This is a genomic window from Amaricoccus macauensis (assembly GCF_014201905.1).
Taxonomy (GTDB): domain Bacteria; phylum Pseudomonadota; class Alphaproteobacteria; order Rhodobacterales; family Rhodobacteraceae; genus Amaricoccus; species Amaricoccus macauensis.
Window position 1 is genome coordinate 902,486 of sequence record NZ_JACHFM010000002.1, and the last position, 24,723, is coordinate 927,208.

Here is a 24,723-nt window from a genome sequence, read left to right on the forward strand (position 1 = left end):
TCCACACTTTCGTCCGCGCACGCCGCCACGACGCAGGGTAAGGTTCCACGACACTCAGAAAGAGGGACCACCCGATATGCGCGTCTATTACGATCGCGACTGCGACATCAACCTGATCAAGGACAAGAAGGTCGCCATCGTCGGCTACGGCAGCCAGGGCCATGCCCACGCGCTGAACCTGCGCGACTCCGGCGCGAAGAACGTCGCCGTGGGCCTGCGCCCGGGCTCGCCCTCGCAGAAGAAGGCCGAAGCCGAGGGCCTGAAGGTCATGGCGATCGACGAGGCGGCGAAGTGGGCCGATGTCATCATGATGACGATGCCCGACGAGCTGCAGGCCGACACCTACCGCAAGTACATCCACGACAACCTGCGTGACGGCGCGGCGATCGCCTTCGCCCACGGCCTCAACGTCCACTTCGGCCTCATCGAGCCGAAGGCGACCGTTGACGTCATCATGATGGCGCCGAAGGGCCCTGGCCACACGGTGCGCGGCGAGTTCGTGAAGGGCGGCGGCGTCCCCTGCCTGGTGGCAGTCAACAATGACGCCTCCGGCAACGCCCTCGAGATCGCCAAGAGCTATTGCTCGGCCATCGGCGGCGGCCGCTCGGGCATCATCGAGACCGATTTCAAGGAAGAGTGCGAGACCGACCTCTTCGGCGAGCAGGCGGTGCTCTGCGGCGGCCTCGTCGAGCTCATCCGCATGGGCTTCGAGACGCTGGTCGAGGCCGGTTACGAGCCGGAAATGGCCTACTTCGAGTGCCTCCATGAGGTGAAGCTCATCGTCGACCTCATCTACGAGGGCGGCATCGCCAACATGAACTACTCGATCTCGAACACCGCCGAGTATGGCGAGTACGTCTCCGGCCCGCGGATCCTGCCGCGCGAAGAGACCAAGGCACGCATGAAGGCGGTGCTCGAGGACATCCAGACCGGGCGGTTCGTGTCGAACTTCATGGCCGAGAACGCCGTGGGCCAGCCGTTCTTCAAGGCGACCCGCCGCCGCAACGACAGCCACCAGATCGAGCACGTCGGCGAGAGGCTCCGCGGCATGATGCCGTGGATCTCCGCCGGCAAGATGGTCGACAAGTCGCGCAACTGACGCGAGCCAATGGACGCGGCGCTTTCGGGCGCCGCGTCATGTCGGCACGGGCGCACGAAAGCGTGTGAAGTCTCGCTTAACTCAGGCATGATTGCCGCGCGGCACACCGTCGCCCGGGGATCCCCAGATGCGCGCACCCCTTGTTTCAGCCCTCGCCTTCGCCCTCGCCGCACACTCCGCATTCGCGGATCCGGTGACCCGCGACGCCGTCGTCGCCGCCCTTCCCAAACTCTCGACGATGGCGCAGCGCCTGGTCGATACCGGCGAGCTTCCGGGCCTTGCCGTGGCGGTCGTGCACGATGACGAAGCGGTGTTCCTCGGCGGCTTCGGTGTCCGCGCCATGGGCAATCCCGATCCGGTCGACGCCGACACGGTGTTCCAGCTTGCTTCGATGTCGAAGCCGCTGAGTTCGACAGTCATCGCCGCACTGGTCACGCAGAAGCTCGTCGACTGGGACGACAAGGTGGCGCTCATCGCCCCCGACATTCGCCTGCACGACGCCTACCCGAGCGCGGAAGTGACGATCCGTGACTTCCTGAACCATCGCAGCGGCCTGCCCGGCACCGCTGGCGACGATCTCGAAGCGATCGGTTACGACATGGCGGCGATCCGCGCCCGGATTCCGCTGGTGCCCCCGTCGTCGAGCTTCCGGGCGGGCTATGCCTACTCGAACGCCGGCTTTACCCTCGGCGCCACCGCCGCCGCGGGCGTGACCGGCCACGCGTGGGCGGACGTGGCCGAGACCGAACTCTATCAGCCGCTCGGCATGGCAGCGACGAGCTCGCGCCATGCCGACTTCGAGAGCCGGCCCAACCGCGCCGCGCTGCACGTCCGAGTGAATGGCGACTGGACGGCCGAACTCGTCCGCGACCCGGACCCGCAGGCACCGGCTGGCGGCGCCTCCTCGTCGGTGCGCGACCTCGCGCAGTGGATGCGCCTCGAACTGGCGCAAGGAACCTTCGCCGGCAAGCCCGCGATCTCGGCCGAGGCGCTCGCCGCGACACACGCACCGCTCTTCGCCCGTGGCCCGAACCCGGTGACCGGCGCAAGCTCGTTCTATGGCCTCGGCTGGAACGTGGAATACGGCAAGCACGGCCTCACCTGGGGTCACGCCGGCGCCTTCAGCCAGGGCGCCCGCACCCTCGTCACGCTCTACCCGGCCGAAAAGCTCGGGATCGTCGTGCTCGCCGGCGCCTTCCCGAGTGGCGCGCCGGAGGCACTGGCGGACAGCTTCTTCGATCAGGTCTTCGACGGCAAGGTCAGCCGCGACTGGCTCACGCCGTGGAACAAGGCCTACAACGACCTCTTCGGCCCATCGATCGAAGCGACAAGGGCGATGTACGCCCATGTGCCGGACCCGGCCACCCCGCCCCTGCCCGCGAGCGCATACACCGGCACCTACGACAACGCCTATGCCGGGACGGCAACTGTCACCGGCAACGACGAGGGTCTCGTCCTGCACCTCGGCCCGCACGACCAGACCTACCCGCTGCGACACTTCGACCGGGACCGCTTCCTCTACATCTCCAGCCCGGAAATGCCGGAGGCGCCCGCCGCACTCACCTTCACCATCGGACCCGATGGTCGCGCCGGCAGTCTGACGGCCGAATCCCTCGATTCGAGCGGCCTCGGCACCTTCGAGCGCCGCAGTGAATGAGCGCAGCGGGCTCTCCCCGGCTTTCATACGGCCTTGAAACCTGGAGAGCAGTCGTTTTCCGGCAACAGCCGGAAAACCAGCAGAGGAAACCCTGCGCGCGACCAGCGCGCTCCGAATCGCGGCAAGGCCCGCGTCCCGATCCGGCGGCCTTCGAGCCGACGCCGCCCCGAGGCGCCAGAAGTCGGCGTCAGCCGACGACGGCGGGAGGGGGGCTCGATGCCCCCCGGACGCCGGGTCCGACGCCGGACCACGGATAGCTCAGTCGGTCACCCACTCGCTGGCCGCAATCCCCTGCAGCGCGAGAAGCGCCGTCAGGTCCGAATGCTCGAGGCGTGCATCGGCCTCTGCCGCCAGCGCCGGCTTCGCGTGGTAGGCAACTCCGAGGCCCGCCGCCCGCACCATGTCGAGATCGTTTGCCCCGTCGCCAACGGCAATTGCGTCCGCCACGGAGATCGCGCGCTCCTTGCACATCGCCTCGAGCGCGGTCAGCTTCGCCGCCCGCCCGAGGATCGGCCGCGCGGCCTGGCCGGTGAGCTTTCCATCCTCGATCAGCAGGGTGTTCGCCTGATTGTGCGCAAACCCCGCCTCCGTAGCCACCCGGGCGGTGAAATAGGTGAACCCGCCCGAGACCAGCGCCGTCTCGGCGCCGAGCGCGGCCATGGTCCTGACCAGCGTCCGCGCCCCGGGATTGAGCCGCACCCGTTCGGCGTAGCACTCGGCAAGCGCCGACTCGGGCAACCCCTTCACCAGCGCCACGCGCGCGTCGAGCGCCGCCTCGAAATCAAGCTCACCGCGCATTGCCCGCTCGGTGATCGCGGCAACCTCGGCCTTCACGCCGGCGAAGTCCGCAAGCTCGTCGATGCACTCGACGCTGATGATCGTCGAATCCATGTCGGCGATCAGCAGCTGCTTGCGCCGGCCGTCCACCGGGACAACGTTCGCGTCCATCCCTGGCACCGCGAACCCCGCCGGCAACGGGGCGTCGAGAACGATCTCGATCGCGCTCGGCGCCAGCCGCGTCACGCGGCCCGCGACGGTCTCGGCGGCGGCATCGGGAACCCCCGCCGCCGCCGTCAGTACCAGAACCCCGGCCAAGCTCAGATCGCCGCGCGCTGCGCCTGCAGCCGCTCGTGCAGCATCCCCGCGACGAGGAACGCGAGCTCGAGCGACTGGGCGGCATTGAGCCGAGGATCGCAGGCGGTGTGGTAGCGGTCCGAAAGATTCTCGTCCGTCACCGCTCTGACGCCGCCGGTGCACTCGGTCACGTCCTGGCCGGTCATCTCGAAATGCACGCCGCCCGGGATCGTCCCCTCGGCCGCGTGGATCGCGAAGAACTCCCGCACCTCGCGCAACACCCGATCGAATGGCCGGGTCTTGTAGCCGGTCGCCGACTTCACGGTGTTGCCGTGCATCGGATCGCACGACCAGACGACCTTGCGGCCCTCACGCTCCACCGCGCGGATCAGCCGTGGCAGATGCTCCGCGACCTGCCCCGCCCCGAACCGCGCGATGAGCGTCAGCCGTCCCGCGTCGTTCTTCGGGTTCAGCGTGTCGATGAGCCGCAGCAGGTCGCTCTCGGAGATCGACGGGCCGCACTTCAGACCGATCGGGTTCTGCACACCGCGGCAGAATTCCACGTGCGCGCCATCCACCTGACGGGTCCGGTCGCCAATCCAGATCATGTGGCCGGAACCGGCCACCGGCACGCCGGTCGTCGAGTCGATGCGGCAGAGCGCTTCCTCGTACTCGAGAAGCAGGGCCTCATGGCTGGTGTAGAAGTCGACGCGGTGCAGCGAATCCGCCGTTTCCGGGCTGACGCCGGCCGCACCCATGAAATCGAGCGCGTCCGAGATCCGGTTCGCGAGCTTGTGGTACTCCTCGTAGCCGGACTGGCCGGCCGTGAAGTCGAGGGTCCACGAGTGCACGCGGGTGATGTCGGCGTAGCCACCCTGGCTGAACGCACGCAGCAGGTTCAGCGTCGCCGCCGCCTGGGTGTAGGCCTGCAGCATCCGGTCCGGATCGGGGATCCGGGCATCGGGCGTGAAGTCGAAGCCATTGATGATGTCGCCGCGATAGCTCGGCAGCTCGACACCGTCGGCTGTCTCGGTCGCGGCCGAGCGCGGCTTGGCGAACTGTCCGGCCATCCGGCCGATCTTCACCACCGGGCACTTGGCCGAGAAGGTGAGGACGACCGCCATCTGCAGCATCACCTTGAAGGTGTCGCGGATGTTGTCGGCGGAGAACTCGCCAAAGCTCTCGGCACAGTCACCACCTTGGAGCAGGAACGCCCGGCCCTCGGCCACCTCGGCGAGCTGCGCGCGCAGCTTGCGCGCCTCGCCGGCAAAGACCAGCGGCGGATAGGACGCGAGTTTCCTCTCCACGGCGCCGAGCGCGGTGGTATCGGGGTAGTCAGGCATTTGAATCCGCGGGCGCGACCTCCACGCGGATCGGGTCCAGTCGGCGCACATGGGCGTAGCTCCGGTCTGCAGGTGTGGCGCCGCTCTTAATCGGTTCGCCGACCCTTGACCATACCCCCCGGTGGCCCCCCCACTGGGGGCTACCTCTCACGGACAGCCCGCGAATCGTCATGACCGCCACGCCAGCTCCCCGCCCAGACCCCCGCCCGGCTCCTCTCCCGGATCCCCGCCCGGACCGCTTTGTCTTCCTGCTGCTTGAAGACTTTACCCTCATCGCTTTCGCCAGCGCGATCGAACCCTTGCGCCTCGCAAACCGGATGTCGGGCCGGCAGCTCTACGAATGGCAGGTCATCACCGCCGACGGCCAGCCGGCCGCCGCCTCGAATGGTGTCGTTGTCGAGGCCACGGCCGGTCTCGTGGCACTTGAGAAGAACACGACGATCCTCGTTGTCGGCGGCGTCAACGTGCGGCAGGCGATCACCCGGCCGATCCTGACCTGGCTCCGGCGCGAGGCGCGCCGCGGCCTCCCGGTCGGCGCGGTCTGCACCGGGGCGCAGGTGATTGCAGAAGCCGGGCTTCTCGACGGCCGGCGCTGCACCATCCACTGGGAAAACCGTGACGGCTTCGAGGAGGAGTTCCCCGAGATCGAGCTCACCCACAACGTCTTCGTCGTCGACCGCGATCGCTACACCGCCGCCGGTGGCGCCGCCTCGACCGACCTGATGCTGAAGCTCATTGCCATGCGCCACGGCACCGGCCTCGCCACCCTCGTCGCCGACCAGATGATCCACACGTCGATCCGCTCTGACCGGGACGAGCAACGCCTGTCGATCCCCGCCCGCATCGGCATCCGCCATCCGAAGCTCGCGGCGGTCATCCAGCGGATGGAGGAGCACATCGAGGAGCCGATATCGCCCATGCTGCTCGCGCGCGACGCCGGCATGTCCACCCGGCAGCTCGAGCGGCTGTTCCGTCGCTACCTCAACCGCAGTCCGAAACGCTACTACATGGAGCTTCGCCTCGCCCGTGCCCGCAACCTGCTGATGCAGACCGACATGAGCGTCATCTCCGTCGCCATGGCTTGCGGCTTCGCCTCGCCCTCGCACTTCTCCAAGTGCTACCGGGCGCTCTATCGCACCACGCCCTACCGCGAGCGGGGCGCCTCCGAAGAGACCGCCTGAGGGGTTTCCTGCACGAAGGAGTGGACCTGCGTCGCGGTGAGCACATCGCGCAACGCCGCACGCAGACCAGCGGCGCTGATCGGCTTGGTCAGGTGACCGTTCATTCCCGCGGCGAGACAGGCCTCGCGATCACCAGGCATCGCGCTGGCAGTGAGCGCGAGGATCGGCACGGTTGCCGCGGGGCCGCCCAGATCCCGGATCGCCCTCGACGCCGTCAACCCGTCCATCACCGGCATCTGCACATCCATGAGCACCACGTCGAAGCTCCCGTCGCGCACCGCGCGCACGGCCTCGGCTCCGTTCTCCACCATGGTCACCGTGTGCCCCGCGTCGCGCAGATAGGCGCTGAAGACGTACTGGTTCGTGGCGTGGTCCTCGGCGAGGAGCACGCGCATCGGCGGCTCCACCCCACGTTCGGCCGGCTCCTCCCGCGGCGTGCGTTCCGGCGTGACCGAACGCGACGGGATCTCGACGCGAAACGTGCTGCCCATGCCCACGACACTGCGCACGCTCACGTGGCCGCCCATGAGTTCGGCGAGCTGCGCACAGATCGCGAGGCCGAGCCCGGTCCCGCCGGCGCGGCGCGCGAGCGAGTCGTCTGCCTGCATGAAGCGCTGAAAGATTTCGCTCTGATGCTCGTGGGAAATCCCGATGCCGGTATCTTCGACCTCGATGACGAGCGTGCCGCCGGTCACCTCGCCCACGTAGTCCACGACGAGCATGATCTCCCCGCGATCGGTGAACTTGGTGGCGTTGCTCAGGAAGTTGGTCACGATCTGCCGCAGCCGAAGCCTGTCGCCGAGCACGAACCGCGGCACGGCAGCCATGACCTTGTGACTGATCGAAAGCCCCTTGCCGATCGCGTTCGGCGACATGAGATCCATCAGTTCGGCGACCAGCACGCGGATATCCACTGGCTCATGGCCGAGCATCACCTGCTGCGCCTCAAGCTTCGAGAAGTCGAGGATGTCGTTCAGAATCTCGAGCAGCGCCTCTGCGGAAGCGAGTGCAATCCGGCCGCGTTCACGTTGTTGAGGCGGCAGGGGATCGTCAAGCATCAGCCCGAGCACGCCCAGCAGACCGCTGATCGGCGTGCGGATCTCATGGCTCATCGAAGCGAGGAAGCGCGACTTCGCCGTTGTCGCCGCCTCTGCCTCCACGCGCTTCAGCTCGAGCTCTTGCTGCCGCTCCACCTCTTCGGTCACATCCCAGACGAGGCCGACGAGGCGGCGGGATCTGGACTGGTCCGCCTGAACCCGGGCCACGTCGCGGATGTGGCGCACCTCGCCATCCGGCAGGGTGATACGATAGGTGGCATTGAAGCGCTCGCCGGCGTTCGCAGCCGCTGACGCCTCGGCGATCGTGTGACCCTTGTCGTCCGGATGGACCACCGCGTCCCAGTCGTCGAGGGAAAGGAACGCGCGCTGGTCGCCGGGACGACCGAACAGCGCCTTGGTGCGCGCGTCCCAAAAGAGATGACCCGTCGCAAGATCGAGCTCCCAGACCCCGACGTTCGAGCTGGCGAGCGCGAACTCGAGTCGGCGGGACAGCCGGGACAACTCCGCCTCGCGCTGGCGGATGATCACGACCTGCCGCTGGCGGGCCTCGACCATCCGCGCCGCCAGGAGGATCAATCCGATCAGCGATGCGCCAAGCAGCACAAACAATGTCCTCGCGGCCCAGAGCGCCGGAGGCGGCGGCAGCCAGCCGCCGAGCGGCGTCGCCGCGAGGCGCCAGGCGCCACTCGGGGCCTTCACCTCTGTCACCACCGGTTCCGCCTCGAAGACTGACCGGGAACCGAACACCATCGAACGGTTCCCGTCATGGTCCGACGCCTCGACCGCCACGCTGATCGGCAGTGACGGATCGTCGACCCCGGCCGCCTTGAAGAGCGCATCGGCATCGATGATCAATGACACGATGCCCCAGAACTTGTTGTCCGGGCCGACGAAGACCGATCCCCGCGCGGAGAAGTACCGGCCGCGGCGAGGCGTCTCGATCGGACCGACGAGAGAAATGCTGCGCCCACCGGGCTTGAGGAGAGCTGGCCCGAGTGTCTCGGGCTGGAACTCATATCCAATCGCGGAGCGATTACCCTCCTCCGGGTAGATCATCGAGATCACCCGCCCGGGTGCCGCGGCAATCATCCGCGCCTCCGACTGCTCGTTGAGGAGTTCCGCCCCGATCCGTCGAAAACGATCCGCGTCGATTCCGGGATCGACGCTGACCGTCGCGACGAGGCCGCGCAGCAGCTGCACATCGGCATCAAGCCGCCCCTGAAGGCCCGATGCGACAAGATTCAGCCGATCACCGACGCTTGCACGCGCTTCCTGACGCCAGACCCGTCGAGCCTGGTCGTCATAGACCTTTCCGAAAAGACCGACCCCAACGACGACGAGGGCGATCGCAACAAGCGTCGCCCTCCGGGTCTGTCGTCGCGTTGCGTCGAGCCCGTCCATTGCTCCTGCCGGCCATGATCTGCTGCGCGGTCTAAAGGCAGCGCCGATTAATTCAACCTGAAATAGCAAAAGTCACGAGCTTTGTCGCGCCAAAATGAACGCGCTCGCAAACATGGCGGCTGCAAGCCGCAGCCGCCATGCATGTTCGAGTTAATCGATATTCCGAAGTGAGAATCGATCTACTGACCAGTCTGAACCTTAGTCCACAGCCGCGTCATGACCCGGTCAAGTTTTGCGTCATAGACCACGGTCGGGAAAAGCTTCGCCACGACATCAGCCGGCGGAAAGATCGCCGGATCGTTCTTGATGTCGTCTTCCACGAACTCCATGGAGGCGGTGTTGGCGTTCGCATACCAGACATAGTTCGTGATATCGGCGGTGATCTGGGGCTCCATGATGAAGTTCATCCACGCCAGTGCGCCTTCGGGGTTCGGTGCGTCTGTCGGGATCGCCATCAGATCGAACCATTGCTGGGCGCCTTCCTTCGGCACCGAGTATTTGATCGTCACACCATTGTTCGCCTGTTCGGCACGATCCGCGGCGATGAACACGTCGCCGGAATAGCCGATGGAGACACAGACCTCTGCATTCGCGAGATCGGAGATGTACTGCGAAGAATGGAAATAGCGGACGTAGGGCCGCACCTTCTGCAAGAGCTCCGCCGCCTTGTCCATGTCATCGGCGCTCGTCGACTTCGGATCAAGACCGAGGTACGCGAGCGCGCTCTGCAGCACGTCAGTCTGCGAATCGAGCATGGTGATGCCGCAATCGGCGAGCTTCTCGGCATACTGCGGATCGAAGACCAGCGCCCAGCTGTCCGTGGGCGCGTCATCGCCCAGACGCTTCTTCACCGCCTCCTCGTTGTAGCCGATGCCGGTCGTGCCCCACATGTAGATGACCGAGTGGGCATTGTCGGGGTCGTAAGCCGTGGCCCCCTGCATGATCGTCGGGTCCATGTACTTGAGGTTCGGCAGCTTCGACTTGTCGATCTCCTGATAGACCCCCGCCTTCAGCTGCCGCGCGAAGAAGCTCGAGGTCGGTACCACGACGTCGTAGCCGGAGTTGCCCGCGAGAAGCTTCGCCTCCAGGACCTCGTTCGAGTCATAGACGTCGTAGACGACCTTGTAGCCGGTCGCCTCCTCGAACTTCTTCACCGTGTCCTCGGCGATGTAGTCCGACCAGTTGTAGATGTGGACCGTCTTGTCCTGTGCAAAGGCGGGCGCCGCCATGAGGCCGAGGGCTGTCGCGAGGGTCAGGCGATGAAGCATTGTCGAGTTCCTTGGAGATGCCGCATTGGTCCGTCTCTAGCATCAATAATCGCCACGCGACCAGCATCATAGTCGCGTAAACAGCACCATCCGGTTTCCGCGACCATGCCTTGCCTGCTCTCTGACTGCCGGGTCGGGATGGAACACATGCCGGCCGGAGACGTTTCGCCATCCCGGGCAGATGGTCCGAAGGACGCAAGAAGCAAGAAGGACGTCGGGATGTCGTACGCCGGATCGAACCCCAATCGCGGAGCGCACACCCGGACTGGCGCGCTCATCCTCATCATCGTGTCGATTCTCGCGGGCGCCCTCACTCTCTGGCGCTACTTCACGCCGCTCTCCGGGGTCGAGGGCACGTCCGGCGCGCTGCTCGCCACGTTCGGTTGCGCGATGCTGGTCCTCGCCGGTGGCCTGCTGCACCGGCTGGAGCCGGGCGGCGCCCGCGCGCTTTTCCTGATCCTGAGCTGGGTCGGATCGATCCTCACGCTCATCGCGCTCCTGTTCCTGCACGGCTGGTGGGCGGCGGGGCTGCTTGGCGTCGGCGTCGTGGCGGTCGCGGTCGAGACGTTCAACCCCGTGCGCACCAGGAGGGCCTACGCATGAACCGCCGTCCCGCCCTTGCTTCCGCTACCCTGGCCGCCGCGTTCGCCGCTCTCGCGGCAGGTCACGCCCTTGCACAGACGAATGCCCCCTACACGCCGCCGGCACCGCTGCTTGCCGACGTGGCACGGGCGCCAGCCGACGTTGCGCTGCCACTTCCTGACGGCACGCGCTGGGACACCTTCCACGGACAGCTCAGCGCCGAAAAATATTCGCCACTCGCCGAGATCACCGCCGCCAACGTCAGCGGGCTGAAGGAGGTCTGGAGCTACCACACCGGCGACATGTCCGACGGCTCCGGCAAGCTGCCCGAAACCGTGTGGTCGGCAACGCCGATCTTCGCCAACAACACGCTCTACATCGGTACGCCGTTCTACCGCATCATCGCTCTCGACCCGGCCACGGGGAAGGAGAAGTGGACCTTCGACACCCACTCGACGCTCAAAGCGCTGACGCAACCGGCGCTGAAGTCACGCGGAGTGGCCTACTGGCAGGCGGAAAACCCCGTCGCGGGCGAGACTTGCCAGAAGATTGTCTACCTCGGCACCATGGACGCGCGCCTCTTCGCGGTCGATGCCGACACTGGCCAGCCCTGCAAGGACTTCGGCATCGACGGCGTGCTCGACGTCAACCAATGGAACACCGAGAATGCCAAGTGGCCGCTTTCTCTGCTGCAACCGCCGACGGTGATCGGCGGCCGGCTGATCCTCGGCTGGGCCGGGATGGACTGGGTCTACGAGAGCGAGTCTCCCGGCTCGCTCTTCTCGCTCGACGCGCGGACCGGCAAGCTCCAGTGGACGTTCAAGCCGATCCCCGATGACCTCGCGGCAGATACCGGCACGGCCAACATCTGGACCGGCGTCTCCTATGACGCGAAGCTCGGCCTCGTCTACGTGCCGGTTTCCTCGCCGTCGCCGAACTACTGGGGCGGCAATCGCACCGCGCCGATCCCGCTGGCGACATCGACCACGGCGCTCGACATCGCGACCGGCGAGGTCGTGTGGTCGCGTCAGTGGGTCCACCACGACATCTGGGACTACGACATCAACTCCGCCCCGACCCTCATGGACATCACCGTCAACGGCAAGCCGGTACCCGCGCTGATCCAGGGGACGAAGATGGGCTTTCTCTTCGTGGTCGACCGCCGCACCGGAGAGGACGTCTGGCCGATCGAGGAACGCGATGTGCCGGGGAGCGACGTCGCGGGCGAGGTCTATTCCCCGACACAACCCTTCCCGACAAGGCCCCGGCCACTCCTTGACCAGTCGAAGAAGCCGCCGCTCTGGAAGCCCGCCGACATCGTCGGGCTCGGCTCCTGCTCACGCAAGTGGAGCCGGCTGAATTACGACGGCATGTACACTCCGCCCACGACCACGAATGACGGAACGCTCACCTATCCCGACAGCGCCGGCGGCGTGCAGTGGGGTGGCGTGGCGTTCGACCCGACAACCCAGACGGCGATCGTCAACACCTCGCACATCGTTCAGGAACTGAAGCTCTGGGCGCGCGCCGACTACGACAAGGCGGCGAACCTGAGGGGCAACGAAAGCGGCTTCTCGCCACAGGAGGGCGCGCCGTTCGGCATGTCGCTCTTCAACGCCACGAACTGGCTCGGGATGCCGTGCTGGGCGCCGCCCTTCGGCGAACTCGTCGCCCTCGACATGCACACCGGCGACGTGAAGTGGCGCCGCCCCATCGGCGCGTCGCAGCAGTACGGCTTCTACATGCCCGAGAGCATGGGCTCACCGACGATCGGTGGCCCGGCGATCACCGCTGGCGGGGTGATCTTCATCGGCGCCTCGATGGACGCCAAGGTGCGCGCCTACGCTCTCGACGACGGCCGCGAGCTCTGGTCGGCCAACGTCCAGGCTCCGGCGGTTTCCATCCCGGCGGTCTACGAATACGAGGGCCGGGAGTACGTGGCGTTCACCGCCGGCGGCAATTCGATCCTGAAGGATCAGGTGGGTGATCAGGTCGTGGTCTACGCCCTGCCGAAGAAGTAGCGCCTTCAGGCGGCCCCAAGCGCGGGCGCGAGATCGCCGTAGCCCGTGAAGCGCCGCTCGTAGCCGAGCCCGAGCCTTGCGGCGCACCGTTCGGCCTCGGCGTCCAGCCATGGGTCCTCGGTCTGCGCCAGATAGATCAGCCGCTCGTAGTTGCCGAACAGCATGTCACGCAACTCCGGATGCCGGTCGAGCCCCATGGGCCGCCAGACGAAGGCATCGAATTGCCGCACGAGGAAATCCGTCAGGTAGAAAACCCGCATCTCCTCATCGGCATGCCCGGCGAAAACGTCGTTGCCCTCGAAGAAGCTGTAGCAGTGCGGCCCCTCCAGCATCTCGACACCGAGCTTCGCGCAGCGGGCCGCAAGCAGCCCGCCGGTGCCGCAGTCCGCATAGGCGACGAAAATCCGGGCGTAGCGGCCGCGCGCCTCCTCGACCGCGGCTGCGACCGCATCGGGGATCCGCTCGGGCCAGAGGTGCAGCTTCGCCGGCAGGCAGGCGAGGTCGAGATGCTCCCAGCCGTTCAGCCGCTTCAGCGCGAGGATTTCCCGCGCCAGCGCGCCGCAGGCAATGACGAAGACGGCGTCACGCGGCGTGGTGCCGCCCGGCCGCTCCGCTTCGGTCCCGTGATCCATGGCCAGCATCCCTGCGACGGTTCTGCGACAGCAGATCTAGTGCAGTGTGACGCAATCGGAAGGCCTGCGGGCAAGGAAAGCTGAACCCGGCCGGCGCCCGTGTCGGTTCGGGAACGCCCTCCTGCACGCGCCATCTGCCCCGTGTGCCTTCAGGCACGCGCCAACTGGTTGTGCTTGCGCGCCATGAAGTCCCTCGCCGTCTCGACCGCCACCGCCGCGTCGCGGCAATAGGCATCCGCGCCGATCGCCCGGCTGAACTCCTCGTTGAGCGGCGCTCCACCGACGAGGATCACGAAGTCGTCGCGCAGTCCCTTGTCCTTCAGGGTATCGATCACGACCTTCATGTACGGCATCGTCGTGGTGAGCAGCGCCGACATGCCGAGGATGTCCGCGCCCTCGCGTTCCAGCGCCTCGATATAGCTTTCCGCGGCGTTGTTGATCCCGAGATCCACCACCTCGAAACCCGCCCCCTCCATCATCATCGACACGAGGTTCTTGCCGATGTCGTGGATGTCGCCCTTCACCGTGCCGATCACCATCTTGCCGAGACGCGGCGCGCCGGTTTCCGCGAGCAGCGGCTTCAGGATCGCCATCCCGGCCTTCATCGAGTTCGCCGCCAGCAGCACCTCGGGGACGAAGAGAATGCCGTCGCGGAAGTCGATGCCGACGATCCGCATGCCCTCGACCAGCGCCTTCGTCAGCACGTCATAGGGCGTCCAGCCGCGCGCGAGCAGGATGTTCACGCCTTCGACCACCTCGTCGCGGAGGCCGTCGTAGAGGTCGTCATGCATCTGCGGGACAAGCTCGTCGTCGGAAAGCTCGCTCAGGATGATGTCGTCGCCGTCGTCGGCCATGCCGCCGCCCTCGCCAGATGGAACTCCTGATCCGACAGCTAGACCCATCCCGAGCGCTTCGCCACATCCGGAAACGACCTTGCATCTGCCATCCCCGACCGGGCACGGGGCACGGGGACGGTTCTGGCGAATGTTCTTGTCTTGTTCTATCATCAGCCGATGATCGGCGACGAATCGAACAGGATCCCGGACAAGTCCCGCCGCGCCCGCGGCGCCACGCTCAACATGGCCGGACGCTTCGAGCGGCTGGAGCATGTGGCCGTCGACGATGGTTGGGAGCGTGACGACGAAATCGCCCCGACCCGGACCGAGGTGGCGCTGGAGCGGCCCCGTTCGATCATCGCCCGCAACCAGAGCCCGGACGTGCCATTCGACCGGTCGATCAACCCCTATCGCGGGTGCGAGCACGGCTGCATCTACTGCTTTGCCCGCCCGACCCATTCGTTTCTCGGCCTCTCGCCCGGCCTCGACTTCGAGACGAAGCTGACGGCAAAGCCCGACGCCGCCCGCGTCCTCGCCGCCGAGCTTTCGCGTCGCGGCTACCGCCCGGAGCCGATCGCCATCGGCACAAACACCGACCCCTATCAGCCGATCGAAAAGCGCTACGGCGTCATGCGCCAGATTCTCGGCGTTCTCAGTGATTTCCGGCATCCGGTTCACATCCTGACGAAGGGTGCGCTGATCGAGCGCGACGCCGACATCCTCGGGGAAATGGGCGCCACCGGGATCGCCTCCGCCGGCCTGACGATCACCACCCTCGATCGCCGCCTCGCCCGGGCCATGGAGCCGCGCGCGGCGGCGCCCGAGCGCCGGCTCGCGGCTCTCCGCCACCTGAAGGCCGCCGGCTGCCCGACGCGGGTCTCCATCGGCCCGGTGATCCCGGGGCTGAACGACCACGAGATCGAGGCGCTGCTCGGCGCCGCGGCCGACGCGGGGGTCGGTGGAGCGGGTTACATCGTCCTGCGCCTGCCCCGCGAGGTCGGCCCGCTGTTCCGCGACTGGCTCGAGGCGCATTACCCGGACCGGGCGAAGCGGGTCATGGGCCTCGTGCGCGAGATGCACGGCGGTCGCGACTATGACCCGGCGTGGGGCAAGCGCATGAAGGGTGAAGGCGTCGTCGCCGAACTCATCGGCCGCCGCTTCGCCGCCGCCTGCTCCCGCCTCGGCATCAACCGCGGCCTCAAGCCGCTGCGGACCGACCTGTTCCGGCCGCCGAGCGCCGGCCCGGAGCAGCTAGCGCTGTTCTGAGAGAGGATGGACTGGCAATCCATTGTTATCACGCCACATACTTCCCGGCATGGCTTTGCGTCCGATGACGTCGCGGGTTCGTGGCTTCGGACGGATGCCCGTGTCTGGTACACTCAGGCCTGCCAACACCGGAGGGATCCACGATGCCGGACCGTCGAACCATGCTGGCCGGCATGGCCAGCCTGCCCCTGCTGCCGCACGTGGCCCGGGCGCATCATGGCTGGGCATGGGCCGAGGATGTCGAGTTCACCTTGTCCGGCACCATCACGCGCGCCCGGCTCGGCAACCCGCACGGCGAACTCGAGGTCGCGGCGGAGGACGGCGCCTGGATTGCCGAGATCGGCCAGCCATGGCGAAACGAACGTGCGGGCCTGACCGAGGAAATGCTGGCACCGGGTACCCCGGTCACCCTAGAGGGTCACCGCTCGCGTGACCCCGACGAACGGGTGATGAAGGCCGAGCGGCTCGTGATCGCAGGCAAGACCCACGACCTCTACCCCGACCGGACCTGAAACGGCGTGGAGGGCCTCTTCGCTGGCATTGAGGCCTCCGACCTCGCCACATGGCTGCGCCGCAGTCGCTGGACCTATCCGGCAGTCAACACCGCCCACGTCTTCGGTATCGCGCTGCTGTTCGGGGCGATCGTTCCCATGGACCTGCGCCTTGCCGGCCTCTGGGGCCGGGAGTTGCGCGTGTCGGCGGTCGTCGCTCTGCTGCGCCCCGTCGCTGCCATCGGCGCCGGCGTCGCGCTCCTGACCGGTGCGCTGCTCTTTGCGGTGCAGGCGACGGACTACGCCGCTCTGCCACTTTTCTGGGCCAAGATCAGCCTCGTCACGCTCGGCCTAGCACACGCGCTTGTTCACGGTCGCATCGCCGACATGGGCCCCGCACGGCAACGCCGCGCGGGTCTTCTCTCCGCCGGTCTATGGGCCGCGGTGATCGCCTGCGGCAGGACGCTCGGGTATCTCTAAAGTGACTCAGCGAACCCGGATCCCCGCCGCGTCATCCCAGTGCAGCGGCTTCGGCGATGCCGGCAACGGCGCGTCCGCGTCCGAGACGGCGATGCCCTCGGGCGTGTCGGGCGGGCAGATCGCCACGTAGCGGGCATAGCCGCCGACGCCGCCCTTGAACTTCGGGAAACCGATCGCCACCAGACAGCCGACGGGCGGCACCTTGTCGAGGTTCGCCACGCCCTCAGCCTGGGCATAGCCGTGGTGCATGAGCCAGTGCTCGCCCTCGAGCGTCGGCGTCGCGTCGGTGTCGAGCGGCTCGTGGCCGTGGAAAAGGATGTGCCGCTGCTCGTGCAGGAACTTCAGCGCATCGAGACCGACGCCGGGGAACGGCGTCTTCGCCGCGAACTCCCGGTCCGGCCAGCGCTTCGACCAGTCCGAGCGCACGAAAACCACCGAGCCCGCCGGAATCTGGCCGTACTTCGTCTCGAACGCCTCGACGTCGGAGACCTGAAGGGCGTAGCCGAAATCCTTCGCCACCTGCTCCTGCATCTGGATCACCACCAGCGGCCGCAGGGTATAGGTCGCCGGCAACTCGTCGATGCCGGGAAACTCCGGCGCCCAGTGCGCGGGCGGGTCGAGCTGGGTTCCAAGCTGGTCGGTCGGCAGGGTGTAGGCCGTCGCCTCGAAACCGTGCTTCTCGTAGGTGAAGACGTCCCCCTTCTTCGCGTAGCCTTCGAGATCCTGACCCGCCGTCGCCTGCGCGAACGCCGGGTCAGCGAACCTGGGCCAGACGGGGATCTCCGGGGTGATGACGTGGCTGAGGTCGATGTACTTCGCCCCCTTCAACCCTTCGGTGTAGACGCTCCAGAGCCCCGGCTCCTCTGCCGCCGCCATCCCCACGATGCCCGTGGCAATCACCACGCCCACGACCGCACATCTCCACCGTCCCCGCATTGTCTTCTCCCCCTGCGACTGACCGAGGACCCGACCCTATTCCCTTCCGCGCGCCGATCAATTCCCCGCGCGCAGCCGCCGCACACTGGCGCGGGTGGGCGCGCGTCGCCTATATGAGGGCGATGTTCGCAAACCTGCTCCGCCACCTCGCGTCACCGCCGCGCGCCCTCGCCGCCGACGAGGGTCAGGTGGCGCTCGCCGCGCTGATGGTGCGGCTCTCCCGGAGCGACGACAACTATTCCGAGACGGAACGCCGCCGCATCGACGCGGTCCTGTCCCAGCAGTATGGGCTTGCTCCGGACGCCGCGGCACGGGTGCGCTCGGTGGCCGAGGACCTCGAGGCCACTGCACAGGACACGGTCCAGTTCACCCGCCTCGTGAAGGAAGCGGTGCCCTATGAGGAGCGGGTGGGTGTCGTCGAGGCGCTTTGGCGCGTTGCCGTGGCGGACAGCGTCAACGCGGACGAACACAGCCTGATGCGGCTTGTCACCGGCCTCCTCGGGGTATCGGACGTGGACTCGGGTCTCGCCCGCCAGCGCGCGCTCAGGCGCGAAAGCTGAGGCTCAGAAATCGAGGCTCAGGCTACGGGTCACGCCAAGCCGGAGTCTCAGCTGATCCTCGGAGCCGGCATCGGTGATCGGCGAGTCTCCGGCGTCGCCGGTGAGACGGTTCCAGCTGGCCGCGCCCTCGACGCCCCAGCGCGAGCCGACCATGTAGCGCGCCCCGACCTCGATGCCGGCGGAGTAGAGCCCGCCCTCCGCGTGATGCGCTGCGAGCCCCGAGGCCGCCTCCTGGCGTTCGCTGACCCCGAAATAGGTGCTCGCGAAACGGTCATCACCGAAGGCGAGCCGCGGCCCGATCGAGAGCGTCAGCCCTTCCATCGGCCGGGCGATGCCATCAATCCCGACCTCGCCGGTCCAGGCGTTGGTGCCGACGATGCCATAGCGCACGTCAGTGAAGACCCGGTAGCTCCGCTGCTCGTAGCCGAGGCCGATGCCTGCCTCGAAGGTCGGGTCCACGTCGCCCAGGCCCGCGAGCGCGCCCGTCGCATCGCGGCCGCCGACATAGCGCGCGGAGCCGCGAATGTCCCAGCCCGAGCGCACCCCGGCCGCAGCCGGTCCCGCCGCGCCCCAGTCGAAGCCGCCGGGCAGGCGCGCGAAATCGAACCGCACACCGGCATCCGGCCCGAGCTTGTAGTCGTCCGACCCGAAGTAGGACGGGCTGACCGCGATGCCGCCTCGGACCGTCACGATTACCCGCGACTCGTCGCCCGGGGCGCCGGTCCCGATCGGAAGGCTCGGATCGATGTCGATGGGTGCGGACATTTCGGCCGTCTGGGCATGGACAGGCGCCACGGCGCACACGACCGGGAGCAGCGACAGAGCCGCCACGAACGCCGTCCGAATGTAGAGCCCGAAGCCCATCGTTCTCCCGGAGGAACCACCCGCAACGCCAAAAGCGTCCACCGGATCCTCTGACGAATTCTTAACCGTGCCCCGTGGGGTTGCAACACCGCTGCCCCCCGGCCGGCAGCTCGGGCCGCCGTGCCAGGTCACGACAGCGTCAGCCGCGACCGCTCCGCCAGTGCGTCCGCAAGGAGGGCGCGGACGGGTGCCAGGTCCACGTCGCGCGCGACGAATGCCTCGCCGATGTCGCGCGCCAGAATGAAGGTGATCCGCCCGTCGCGCACCTTCTTGTCCTGCGCCATCAGCCCGAGCAGCGCATCGGCGTCCGGCAGCTCGCCCGGAATGTCGGCGAGCCGCCGGCGCATTCCCATGTGGGCGAAATGTTCCGCCGCCCGGCTCGGCGCTTCCTGCGAGCAGAGCCCGAGCCGCGCCGAGAGCTCGAAGGCGAGCACGCAGCCGATCGCCACGCCCTCGCCGTGCAGCAGACGGTCGCCATAACCGGTCGCCGCTTCGAGCGCGTGACCGAAGGTGTGGCCGAGGTTCAGAAGCGCCCTGTCGCCTTCCTCCGTCTCGTCGCGCACGACGATCTCGGCCTTCATCTCGCAGGACCGCCGCACGGCATGGGCGCGTGCCGCCGGGTCGCCCGCCCTGAGCGCCGAAGCGTTGGTCTCGAGCCAGGCAAAGAACTCGCTGTCGCCGAGCAGGCCGTATTTCGCAACCTCGGCATAGCCCGCGAGGAAATCCCGCTCGGGCAGCGTGTCGAGAAGACCAGTGTCGGCGAGGACCAGCCGGGGCTGGTGGAACGCTCCGACGAGGTTCTTGCCCTGCGGGGAGTTGATCCCGGTCTTGCCGCCGACCGAGCTGTCGACCTGCGCGAGCAGCGTGGTCGGGATCTGGACGAAGCCCACCCCGCGCCGCAGGACCGCCGCGGCAAACCCGGCGAGATCGCCGACGACACCGCCGCCAAAGGCCACGACCACGTCGTCGCGCGCCACTTTCTCGCCGATCAGCCACTCTACCGCGGTCTCCAGCGATCGCCAGCCCTTCGTGGCCTCACCCGGTTCGAGCGCGAGAACCGACGAAGCGATCCCGGCGGCCTCGAGGCCCGCAGCGAGCGTCGGGCCGTGCAGGGCGGCAACCCGCGCCTCGGTCAGCACGGCGACGCGCGGCCGGCGGAGAAGCGGCGCGATCGCGGTCCCGGCCTGCGCCAGCAACCCGGCGCCGATGCGAATGTCATAGGCGCGCGTGCCGAGCGGCACGTGGACGATATCGATCACGTGGGTTCCTCAAGAGTGGCGCCGCGGTTGCTGGCACCGCTGCGGTCATGTGCGCGGATGGCATCGACGACCCGGCGCGCCATCGCCTCGGGGCTGTAGCCCCGACAGCAGTCCACCGTGATGTCCGCCTCGGCGTAGAAGGGCGACCTGCGCTCGTTCAGATCCACGAGGACTGCACGCGGGTCTGCAACCTGCAGAAGCGGCCTGCCCGGCCGGTCCCGGACCCGCTCATAGAGCAGATCAACGTCCGCCCGCAGCCAGACGGAGGTGCCGTGCGTCCTGATTTCGGCGCGGGTGCGCGGGTCGATGAACGATCCGCCGCCGGTGGCGAGCACGCCCGGTCGTTCCGCGAGGAGGCGCGAGATCACCCGCCGCTCGCCATCACGGAACGCGGGTTCGCCGAACGTCGAGAAGATTTCGGGGATCGTCATTCCCGCCGCTTCCTCGATCTGGACGTCGGAATCGGCGAAACCAACGCCGAACAGGGCCGCGAGCCGTTTGCCAACACTGGTCTTGCCCGCGCCCATCAGGCCCACGAGGACGATCGTTCGGCGGAGCTTCGGTTGACCCGGCCTGGTCTCGGCAGTCATCGCGGACATTCAATCATCGCAATTGCCGTGCTGACGCGCCCAAGCTAGAGTCCCGCCCACGGTCAATCGCGGCGGATGATCCCCGTGATTGACGGCTAGAGAACGCGGCGTCAAGCCGGGACCGGGCAGAGCAGGACAGTATGCGTATTTTCGGCAGGATATTACTCTATCTCGTGATCGTCGCCGTCGTCGGACTCGTTGGGTTCGCGTTCTTTTCGGATCTCCCGGCGCCCCAGAGGGACGTCGAGGTTCCCGTCGAGGCGAAGTGAGCGCGCCGGAGTTCTGGCGACGTCCTGGCGGCTGCGCGACCGCCCTGGCCGCCCTCGGGCTGCTTGCTGCGGGTTCCGGTCAGGCGGCCGAGCCGCGGAGCGCGATTCCCTGGCTCTCCGAGAGCATCCAGAACGTTGCAGCGCCGCCGGCGCGCCCGTCCACCGGCCCGATCCGGCCCGGCACACCCGGGGCCGACGACACGATCAGCGTGACGCCGCTGCCGGAGGTCAACCGCGATGCCATCGGCCTGCTGCCGCCCGACTCGACCGGCTTCTCGCGACGCCTCTGGGACGGACAGTCGGCCGAGGCGGTTCGGGACGAAATCCTCGACACCCCGGGCACCGGCGTTCCCGAGGCGCGGGCGCTCTTTCAGCGTGTGCTGCTCGCCGAAGCCGACCCTCCCACGGGCTCGGACGCGGACACCAGCGTCCTTATCGCCCGGCTCGACCGGCTGCTCGACATGGGCGCGCTGGAGAAGGCCGCCGCTCTCGTCGAGGCCGCGGGCCCGGATACGCCCGATCTCTTCCGGCGGTGGTTCGACACCGGGCTTCTGCTCGACCGCGCCGCCGAGCCCTGCGCCGCCCTGCGGCAGAACCCGTCGCTTTCGCCGACCCTGCCGGCGCGTGTCTTCTGCCTTGCCCGCGGCGGTGACTGGGGAGCGGCGGAGATCACCCTCACCCTCGGCCGGCAGCTCGGCCAGATCGAGCCCGACCAGCAGGCGCTCCTTGCGCGCTTTCTCGATCCCGAGCTTTTCGAGGAAGCCGAGGAACCGCCGATCCCCGACCCGCTGACGCCCCTCGATTTCCTGATGCGTGAGGCCGTGGGGCTGCCGCGCCCGCCGGGATCGCTGCCCAATGCCTTTCTCGTGCAGGATTTGACCGAACATACCCCGATGCGGATGCGGATCGAGGCGGCGGAGCGCCTCACGCTGACCGGCGCGATCGACGGCGGCCGGCTTCTCGCCGCCTATCGCTCGGGCGAGCCTGCGGCCTCCGGCGGCGTCTGGGACCGGGCGGCCGCGGTTCAAGGCCTCGATGCGGCCTTCGATGTCAGCGAGGCCCCGGACGGCTCCGGCCCGACCGCCAATCTTGCCGCCAGTCTTGCCACAGCCGATGCAGCACTCGGAACCCGGGGTTTGCGCGTCGTCCTTGCTCGGGGCTACGCCGACCGGCTCGCCGGGATCAATCCGGCCGGCTGGTCGCAGCCCGATCGCAACCGGCTGGCCGAGCTTCTGCTACTCGGCGGGCGCACGGACGCGGCCGCCGCGGTGCCGGACACCAGCCCCGCCGTCGCGACGGCGCTGGCGATCGCGCGCGGCGACACCGCCCCGGAGGCCCCGAGCGAACTTGCGCGCTTCGCCGTCGCCGGGCTGACCGCCGGCGAGGCGTCCGACGATCGCGAGCGCCAACTGGCCGGCCTCGTCGCCACGGGCCGGCAGGGCGAGGCGCTGCTCGAGGCGATCACCCTCGTCGCCGCGGGCCCCTCGGTCGATCCGCAAGGCCTGCGTGCTGCCCTGCTCACCCTGCGGCTTGCCGGTCAGGAGCCGGCGGCGCGCACCCTCGCCATCCAGACCCTGCTCGCGGAGGCCACGCGATGAGCGATTCCCGTTGGCTCGAACGCTTCCTCGAGGCGATCCAGGCCGAACGCGACGCGGCGAGAAACACCACGCTCTCCTACGCGCGCGACCTCACCGACTTTTCCGGCTTCCTCGCGGCGCGCGGCCGGGATCTGGCGGTCGCCGAGCGCACCGAAATCGAGGCCTATCTCGTCGATCAGGCCGATCGCGGCATGGCGGACTCGACCCGCGCCCGCCGCCTCTCGGCGATCCGACAACTCTTCCGCTTCGCCTTTCTCGAGGGCTGGCGCGAGGACGATCCCGCCGCGCTCATCCGCGGCCCGAAGCGGCAGAGGGCGCTGCCCGCCTCGCTGGCCGAGGCCGATGTCGACCGCCTGCTCGAAGCCGCGACGAGCTTCGGCCGCAACCCGGCCGACCGGTTGCGCGATACCTGTCTGATGCAGCTCCTCTATGCCACCGGCCTGCGGGTTTCCGAGCTGGTCTCGCTGCCAGTTGCCGCGGCGCGTGGCGATCCGCGCATGATCCTCGTCCGTGGCAAGGGCGGTCGCGAGCGCATGGTCCCGCTCTCCCCCCCGGCTCGCGAGGCTCTTGCGGCCTGGCTCGTGCATCTCGATGCGACCGCCGCGCCGGGGCGCCCGCGCTCGGCCTATCTCTTTCCGTCGCGGGGCCGCCGGGGCCACATGACCCGGGAGCGCTTCTTCCTGCTCGTCAAGGACCTCGCGCGTTTCGCCGGGCTCGACCCGACGCACATCTCGCCGCACACGCTGCGCCACGCCTTCGCCACCCACCTTCTGGCCCATGGTGCCGATCTTCGGGTGATCCAGACCCTACTCGGCCACGCCTCGATCGCCACGACCGAGATCTACACACATGTCATCGAGGCCCGCCTCAAGGAGCTTGTGCTTGAACGGCATCCCCTCGCGACCCGTGACCACGCGCTTGAAGCGCTGCCGCGCTGACCGCATAACGGACAAGAGACCGCCCGACATTCGAGGACGATCCCGATGCAGCCGCCGACCGAGGCCCTGACACTCGCCGTGCTTCTTGGCACCGGCGTGGCGATCGTCGTGCTTCTCATGGCCTCCGCCCTGCTGGCGGCCTTCGGCACCGCCACTTCCACAGTGAGCCGCAGCCGCCTGCAGAGCCTCGCCGAGCGGGGCACCACAGGCGCCGCGCAGGTTCTCGCCCTGGTCGAAGACCGCGAACGCCTCGTGGCGGCCGTGCTGCTCGGCACCACAGCGGCGAACGTCCTCGCGACCGCCCTTGCAACCGGTCTCTGCCTGCGCCTGCTGCCGCACTGGGGCGTTGCCGTCGCCGCGATCGTCATGACGCTCGTGATCACGCTTCTGGCGCGCCAGTTGCCGCGCGCGGCCGTCGAATCGAATGCCGAGGCGGCGGCGATCGGACTGGTGCGCCCGATCGGCCCGCTGGTAAGTGTTCTCGCGCCGGTCGCCGGGCTGTTTCAGGGCCTCGCTGCCCGTCTGCCCGTCGCGGCCCGCGCCGAGCCCGAGCCGGACCCGCGCGCCGATCTCACCGAACGCTCGCCCGAAGCCGAGGAGCGCGATGCAGTGCTCGAAGCGCTCAATCTCGGCGAGCGGCAGGTCGAGGAGGTGATGATGCACCGGCGCGACATCGAGATGATCGACGCCGAGGCGCCGCCCGACGAGATCCTCTCCCAGGCCATCGCCTCGCCGCACACCCGGCTGCCGATCTTCCGGGGTGAGCCGGAGAACATCGTCGGCGTCATCCACGCCAAGGACCTTTCCCGCGCCGTCCACGCTTTCGTGCAGGACCAGCGCGGCGCAGGCGCTCTCGACGGCTTCGACGTCATGGACGTGGCGATGGAGCCCTATTTCGTGCCGGAAACCACGACGCTCGAGGAGCAGCTCCACGAGTTCCTGCGGCGCCGGGCGCATTTCGCCCTCGTCGTCGATGAGTACGGCGCCTTGCAGGGGCTCGTGACACTCGAGGACATCCTTGAGGAGATCGTCGGCAACATCACCGACGAGCACGATGTGGAGACCGCGGACGGCATCGAGCGCCAGCCTGACGGCTCGGTCGATGTCGATGGCAGCGTGTCGATCCGCGAGCTCAACCGGGCCTGTGACTGGAACCTGCCGGATGAGGAGGCGAACACCATCGCGGGCCTCGTGCTCCACGAGTCCCAGTCGATCCCGAACGAGGGCGAGGTCTTCAGCTTCCACGGCTTCCGCTTCGAGGTGCTGGGCCGGGAACATCAGCGGCTGACCCGCCTGCGGGTGCGCAGGCTGACCTGAGCA

General features: G+C 68.0%; 22 protein-coding genes. 12 read left to right on the forward strand and 10 right to left on the reverse strand.

Translation table 11 applies throughout. The features are described 5' to 3' along the window. Positions 1–76: 76 nt before the first annotated feature. Positions 77–1,099 carry a ketol-acid reductoisomerase gene (gene ilvC, locus HNP73_RS11760; protein WP_184149276.1) on the forward strand — a complete coding sequence of 341 codons (1,023 nt, stop codon included), beginning with the start codon at positions 77–79 and terminating at the stop codon, positions 1,097–1,099. 127 nt (positions 1,100–1,226) lie between these two features. Then, positions 1,227–2,756, forward strand: coding sequence for a serine hydrolase (locus HNP73_RS11765; RefSeq protein WP_184149279.1), 1,530 nt, complete (start codon positions 1,227–1,229; stop codon positions 2,754–2,756). A 258-nt stretch (positions 2,757–3,014) separates the two neighbouring features. On the opposite strand, the gene serB is transcribed toward HNP73_RS11765, so the two are convergent. Beyond that, positions 3,015–3,851, reverse strand: a complete 837-nt coding sequence (gene serB / locus HNP73_RS11770; RefSeq protein ID WP_246399735.1) for a phosphoserine phosphatase SerB — start codon at positions 3,849–3,851, stop codon at positions 3,015–3,017. A gap of 2 nt (positions 3,852–3,853) precedes the next feature. Next, a complete protein-coding gene (locus tag HNP73_RS11775; protein WP_184149282.1) occupies positions 3,854–5,224 on the reverse strand; it encodes a class II 3-deoxy-7-phosphoheptulonate synthase in 1,371 nt (456 codons plus the stop codon). A 119-nt stretch (positions 5,225–5,343) separates the two neighbouring features. Here HNP73_RS11775 and HNP73_RS11780 point away from each other — a divergent pair, with 119 nt between their 5' ends. Further along, positions 5,344–6,354 (forward strand): GlxA family transcriptional regulator, encoded by a 1,011-nt coding sequence (locus HNP73_RS11780; RefSeq protein ID WP_184149286.1) that lies wholly within the window; start codon positions 5,344–5,346, stop codon positions 6,352–6,354. On the opposite strand, the gene HNP73_RS11785 is transcribed toward HNP73_RS11780, so the two are convergent. Together HNP73_RS11785 and HNP73_RS11790 are read right to left on the reverse strand one after the other, a co-directional pair. Beyond that, positions 6,318–8,813: an ATP-binding protein gene (locus tag HNP73_RS11785; RefSeq protein ID WP_184149289.1), complete on the reverse strand. Its 2,496-nt coding sequence runs from the start codon at positions 8,811–8,813 to the stop codon at positions 6,318–6,320. The two genes, HNP73_RS11780 and HNP73_RS11785, sit on opposite strands and share 37 nt — an antisense overlap. Positions 8,814–8,992: 179 nt before the next feature. Continuing rightward, a complete protein-coding gene (locus HNP73_RS11790) occupies positions 8,993–10,081 on the reverse strand; it encodes a polyamine ABC transporter substrate-binding protein (protein ID WP_184149292.1) in 1,089 nt (362 codons plus the stop codon). Between the two features lie 219 nt (positions 10,082–10,300). On the opposite strand from HNP73_RS11790, the gene HNP73_RS11795 reads away from it, so the two are divergent. Together HNP73_RS11795 and HNP73_RS11800 are read left to right on the forward strand one after the other, a co-directional pair. Further along, on the forward strand, positions 10,301–10,684 hold the full coding sequence (locus HNP73_RS11795) for a hypothetical protein (protein WP_184149295.1): 384 nt from the start codon (positions 10,301–10,303) through the stop codon (positions 10,682–10,684). Then, positions 10,681–12,684, forward strand: a complete 2,004-nt coding sequence (locus HNP73_RS11800; RefSeq protein ID WP_184149298.1) for a pyrroloquinoline quinone-dependent dehydrogenase — start codon at positions 10,681–10,683, stop codon at positions 12,682–12,684. Before HNP73_RS11795 ends, HNP73_RS11800 begins: the two co-directional genes overlap by 4 nt. 5 nt (positions 12,685–12,689) lie before the next feature. On the opposite strand, the gene HNP73_RS11805 is transcribed toward HNP73_RS11800, so the two are convergent. Together HNP73_RS11805 and HNP73_RS11810 are read right to left on the reverse strand one after the other, a co-directional pair. Continuing rightward, a complete protein-coding gene (locus tag HNP73_RS11805; protein ID WP_184149301.1) occupies positions 12,690–13,316 on the reverse strand; it encodes a DUF1638 domain-containing protein in 627 nt (208 codons plus the stop codon). A gap of 149 nt (positions 13,317–13,465) precedes the next feature. After that, positions 13,466–14,170, reverse strand: coding sequence for a corrinoid protein (locus HNP73_RS11810; protein WP_184149304.1), 705 nt, complete (start codon positions 14,168–14,170; stop codon positions 13,466–13,468). A gap of 159 nt (positions 14,171–14,329) precedes the next feature. Here HNP73_RS11810 and HNP73_RS11815 point away from each other — a divergent pair, with 159 nt between their 5' ends. The 3 genes from HNP73_RS11815 to HNP73_RS11825 all read left to right on the forward strand — a co-directional run bounded on the left by HNP73_RS11815 (position 14,330) and on the right by HNP73_RS11825 (position 16,389). Further along, positions 14,330–15,418, forward strand: a complete 1,089-nt coding sequence (locus HNP73_RS11815) for a PA0069 family radical SAM protein (protein WP_184150664.1) — start codon at positions 14,330–14,332, stop codon at positions 15,416–15,418. 143 nt (positions 15,419–15,561) lie between these two features. Then, entirely contained in the window at positions 15,562–15,930 is a 369-nt protein-coding gene (locus HNP73_RS11820; RefSeq protein ID WP_184149307.1) for a DUF6152 family protein, read from the forward strand. 6 nt (positions 15,931–15,936) lie between these two features. Next, positions 15,937–16,389: a hypothetical protein gene (locus HNP73_RS11825; RefSeq protein WP_343063275.1), complete on the forward strand. Its 453-nt coding sequence runs from the start codon at positions 15,937–15,939 to the stop codon at positions 16,387–16,389. A 6-nt stretch (positions 16,390–16,395) separates the two neighbouring features. Here the strand turns inward: HNP73_RS11825 and HNP73_RS11830 are convergent, their stop codons facing one another. Next, on the reverse strand, positions 16,396–17,298 hold the full coding sequence (locus HNP73_RS11830) for a cyclase family protein (protein WP_221288477.1): 903 nt from the start codon (positions 17,296–17,298) through the stop codon (positions 16,396–16,398). A 149-nt stretch (positions 17,299–17,447) separates the two neighbouring features. On the opposite strand from HNP73_RS11830, the gene HNP73_RS11835 reads away from it, so the two are divergent. Then, positions 17,448–17,885 (forward strand): tellurite resistance TerB family protein, encoded by a 438-nt coding sequence (locus HNP73_RS11835; RefSeq protein WP_184149313.1) that lies wholly within the window; start codon positions 17,448–17,450, stop codon positions 17,883–17,885. Positions 17,886–17,888: 3 nt separating this feature from the next. Here HNP73_RS11835 and HNP73_RS11840 read toward each other — a convergent pair whose 3' ends face one another. The 3 genes from HNP73_RS11840 to HNP73_RS11850 form a co-directional block, all read right to left on the reverse strand. Next, complete coding sequence (locus HNP73_RS11840; RefSeq protein ID WP_184149315.1) at positions 17,889–18,650, reverse strand: MipA/OmpV family protein; 762 nt, start codon at positions 18,648–18,650, stop codon at positions 17,889–17,891. Positions 18,651–18,877: 227 nt separating this feature from the next. After that, positions 18,878–20,008 carry a 3-dehydroquinate synthase gene (aroB, locus tag HNP73_RS11845; protein ID WP_184149318.1) on the reverse strand — a complete coding sequence of 377 codons (1,131 nt, stop codon included), beginning with the start codon at positions 20,006–20,008 and terminating at the stop codon, positions 18,878–18,880. Then, a complete protein-coding gene (locus tag HNP73_RS11850) occupies positions 20,005–20,607 on the reverse strand; it encodes a shikimate kinase (protein WP_184149321.1) in 603 nt (200 codons plus the stop codon). Before HNP73_RS11850 ends, aroB begins: the two co-directional genes overlap by 4 nt. 256 nt (positions 20,608–20,863) lie before the next feature. On the opposite strand from HNP73_RS11850, the gene HNP73_RS11855 reads away from it, so the two are divergent. From HNP73_RS11855 to HNP73_RS11865, 3 genes are read left to right on the forward strand one after another with little or no spacing between them, the layout of a single operon-like run. Then, the gene (locus HNP73_RS11855; RefSeq protein ID WP_184149324.1) at positions 20,864–22,465 is read left to right on the forward strand and encodes a hypothetical protein; all 1,602 of its coding nucleotides are present in this window, start codon (positions 20,864–20,866) and stop codon (positions 22,463–22,465) included. Then, the gene (locus tag HNP73_RS11860; protein WP_184149327.1) at positions 22,462–23,403 is read left to right on the forward strand and encodes a site-specific tyrosine recombinase XerD; all 942 of its coding nucleotides are present in this window, start codon (positions 22,462–22,464) and stop codon (positions 23,401–23,403) included. The genes HNP73_RS11855 and HNP73_RS11860 overlap by 4 nt, the downstream gene beginning before the upstream one ends. 45 nt (positions 23,404–23,448) lie before the next feature. Then, positions 23,449–24,720, forward strand: coding sequence for an HlyC/CorC family transporter (locus tag HNP73_RS11865; RefSeq protein ID WP_184149330.1), 1,272 nt, complete (start codon positions 23,449–23,451; stop codon positions 24,718–24,720). Positions 24,721–24,723: the final 3 nt, after the last annotated feature.

What these genes read in the sequence shown, in the direction of transcription:
- HNP73_RS11865 (WP_184149330.1), top strand. Translation starts at nt 23,449, where the DNA reads ATGCAGCCGCCGACCGAGGCCCTGACACTCGCCGTGCTTCTTGGCACC.
- HNP73_RS11850 (WP_184149321.1), bottom strand. Translation starts at nt 20,607, where the DNA reads ATGTCCGCGATGACTGCCGAGACCAGGCCGGGTCAACCGAAGCTCCGC.
- ilvC (WP_184149276.1), top strand. Translation starts at nt 77, where the DNA reads ATGCGCGTCTATTACGATCGCGACTGCGACATCAACCTGATCAAGGAC.
- HNP73_RS11805 (WP_184149301.1), bottom strand. Translation starts at nt 13,316, where the DNA reads ATGGATCACGGGACCGAAGCGGAGCGGCCGGGCGGCACCACGCCGCGT.
- HNP73_RS11860 (WP_184149327.1), top strand. Translation starts at nt 22,462, where the DNA reads ATGAGCGATTCCCGTTGGCTCGAACGCTTCCTCGAGGCGATCCAGGCC.
- HNP73_RS11810 (WP_184149304.1), bottom strand. Translation starts at nt 14,170, where the DNA reads ATGGCCGACGACGGCGACGACATCATCCTGAGCGAGCTTTCCGACGAC.
- HNP73_RS11790 (WP_184149292.1), bottom strand. Translation starts at nt 10,081, where the DNA reads ATGCTTCATCGCCTGACCCTCGCGACAGCCCTCGGCCTCATGGCGGCG.
- HNP73_RS11835 (WP_184149313.1), top strand. Translation starts at nt 17,448, where the DNA reads ATGTTCGCAAACCTGCTCCGCCACCTCGCGTCACCGCCGCGCGCCCTC.
- HNP73_RS11815 (WP_184150664.1), top strand. Translation starts at nt 14,330, where the DNA reads ATGATCGGCGACGAATCGAACAGGATCCCGGACAAGTCCCGCCGCGCC.
- HNP73_RS11775 (WP_184149282.1), bottom strand. Translation starts at nt 5,224, where the DNA reads ATGTGCGCCGACTGGACCCGATCCGCGTGGAGGTCGCGCCCGCGGATT.
- HNP73_RS11765 (WP_184149279.1), top strand. Translation starts at nt 1,227, where the DNA reads ATGCGCGCACCCCTTGTTTCAGCCCTCGCCTTCGCCCTCGCCGCACAC.
- HNP73_RS11785 (WP_184149289.1), bottom strand. Translation starts at nt 8,813, where the DNA reads ATGGACGGGCTCGACGCAACGCGACGACAGACCCGGAGGGCGACGCTT.
- HNP73_RS11840 (WP_184149315.1), bottom strand. Translation starts at nt 18,650, where the DNA reads ATGTCCGCACCCATCGACATCGATCCGAGCCTTCCGATCGGGACCGGC.
- HNP73_RS11795 (WP_184149295.1), top strand. Translation starts at nt 10,301, where the DNA reads ATGTCGTACGCCGGATCGAACCCCAATCGCGGAGCGCACACCCGGACT.
- HNP73_RS11820 (WP_184149307.1), top strand. Translation starts at nt 15,562, where the DNA reads ATGCCGGACCGTCGAACCATGCTGGCCGGCATGGCCAGCCTGCCCCTG.
- HNP73_RS11800 (WP_184149298.1), top strand. Translation starts at nt 10,681, where the DNA reads ATGAACCGCCGTCCCGCCCTTGCTTCCGCTACCCTGGCCGCCGCGTTC.
- HNP73_RS11780 (WP_184149286.1), top strand. Translation starts at nt 5,344, where the DNA reads ATGACCGCCACGCCAGCTCCCCGCCCAGACCCCCGCCCGGCTCCTCTC.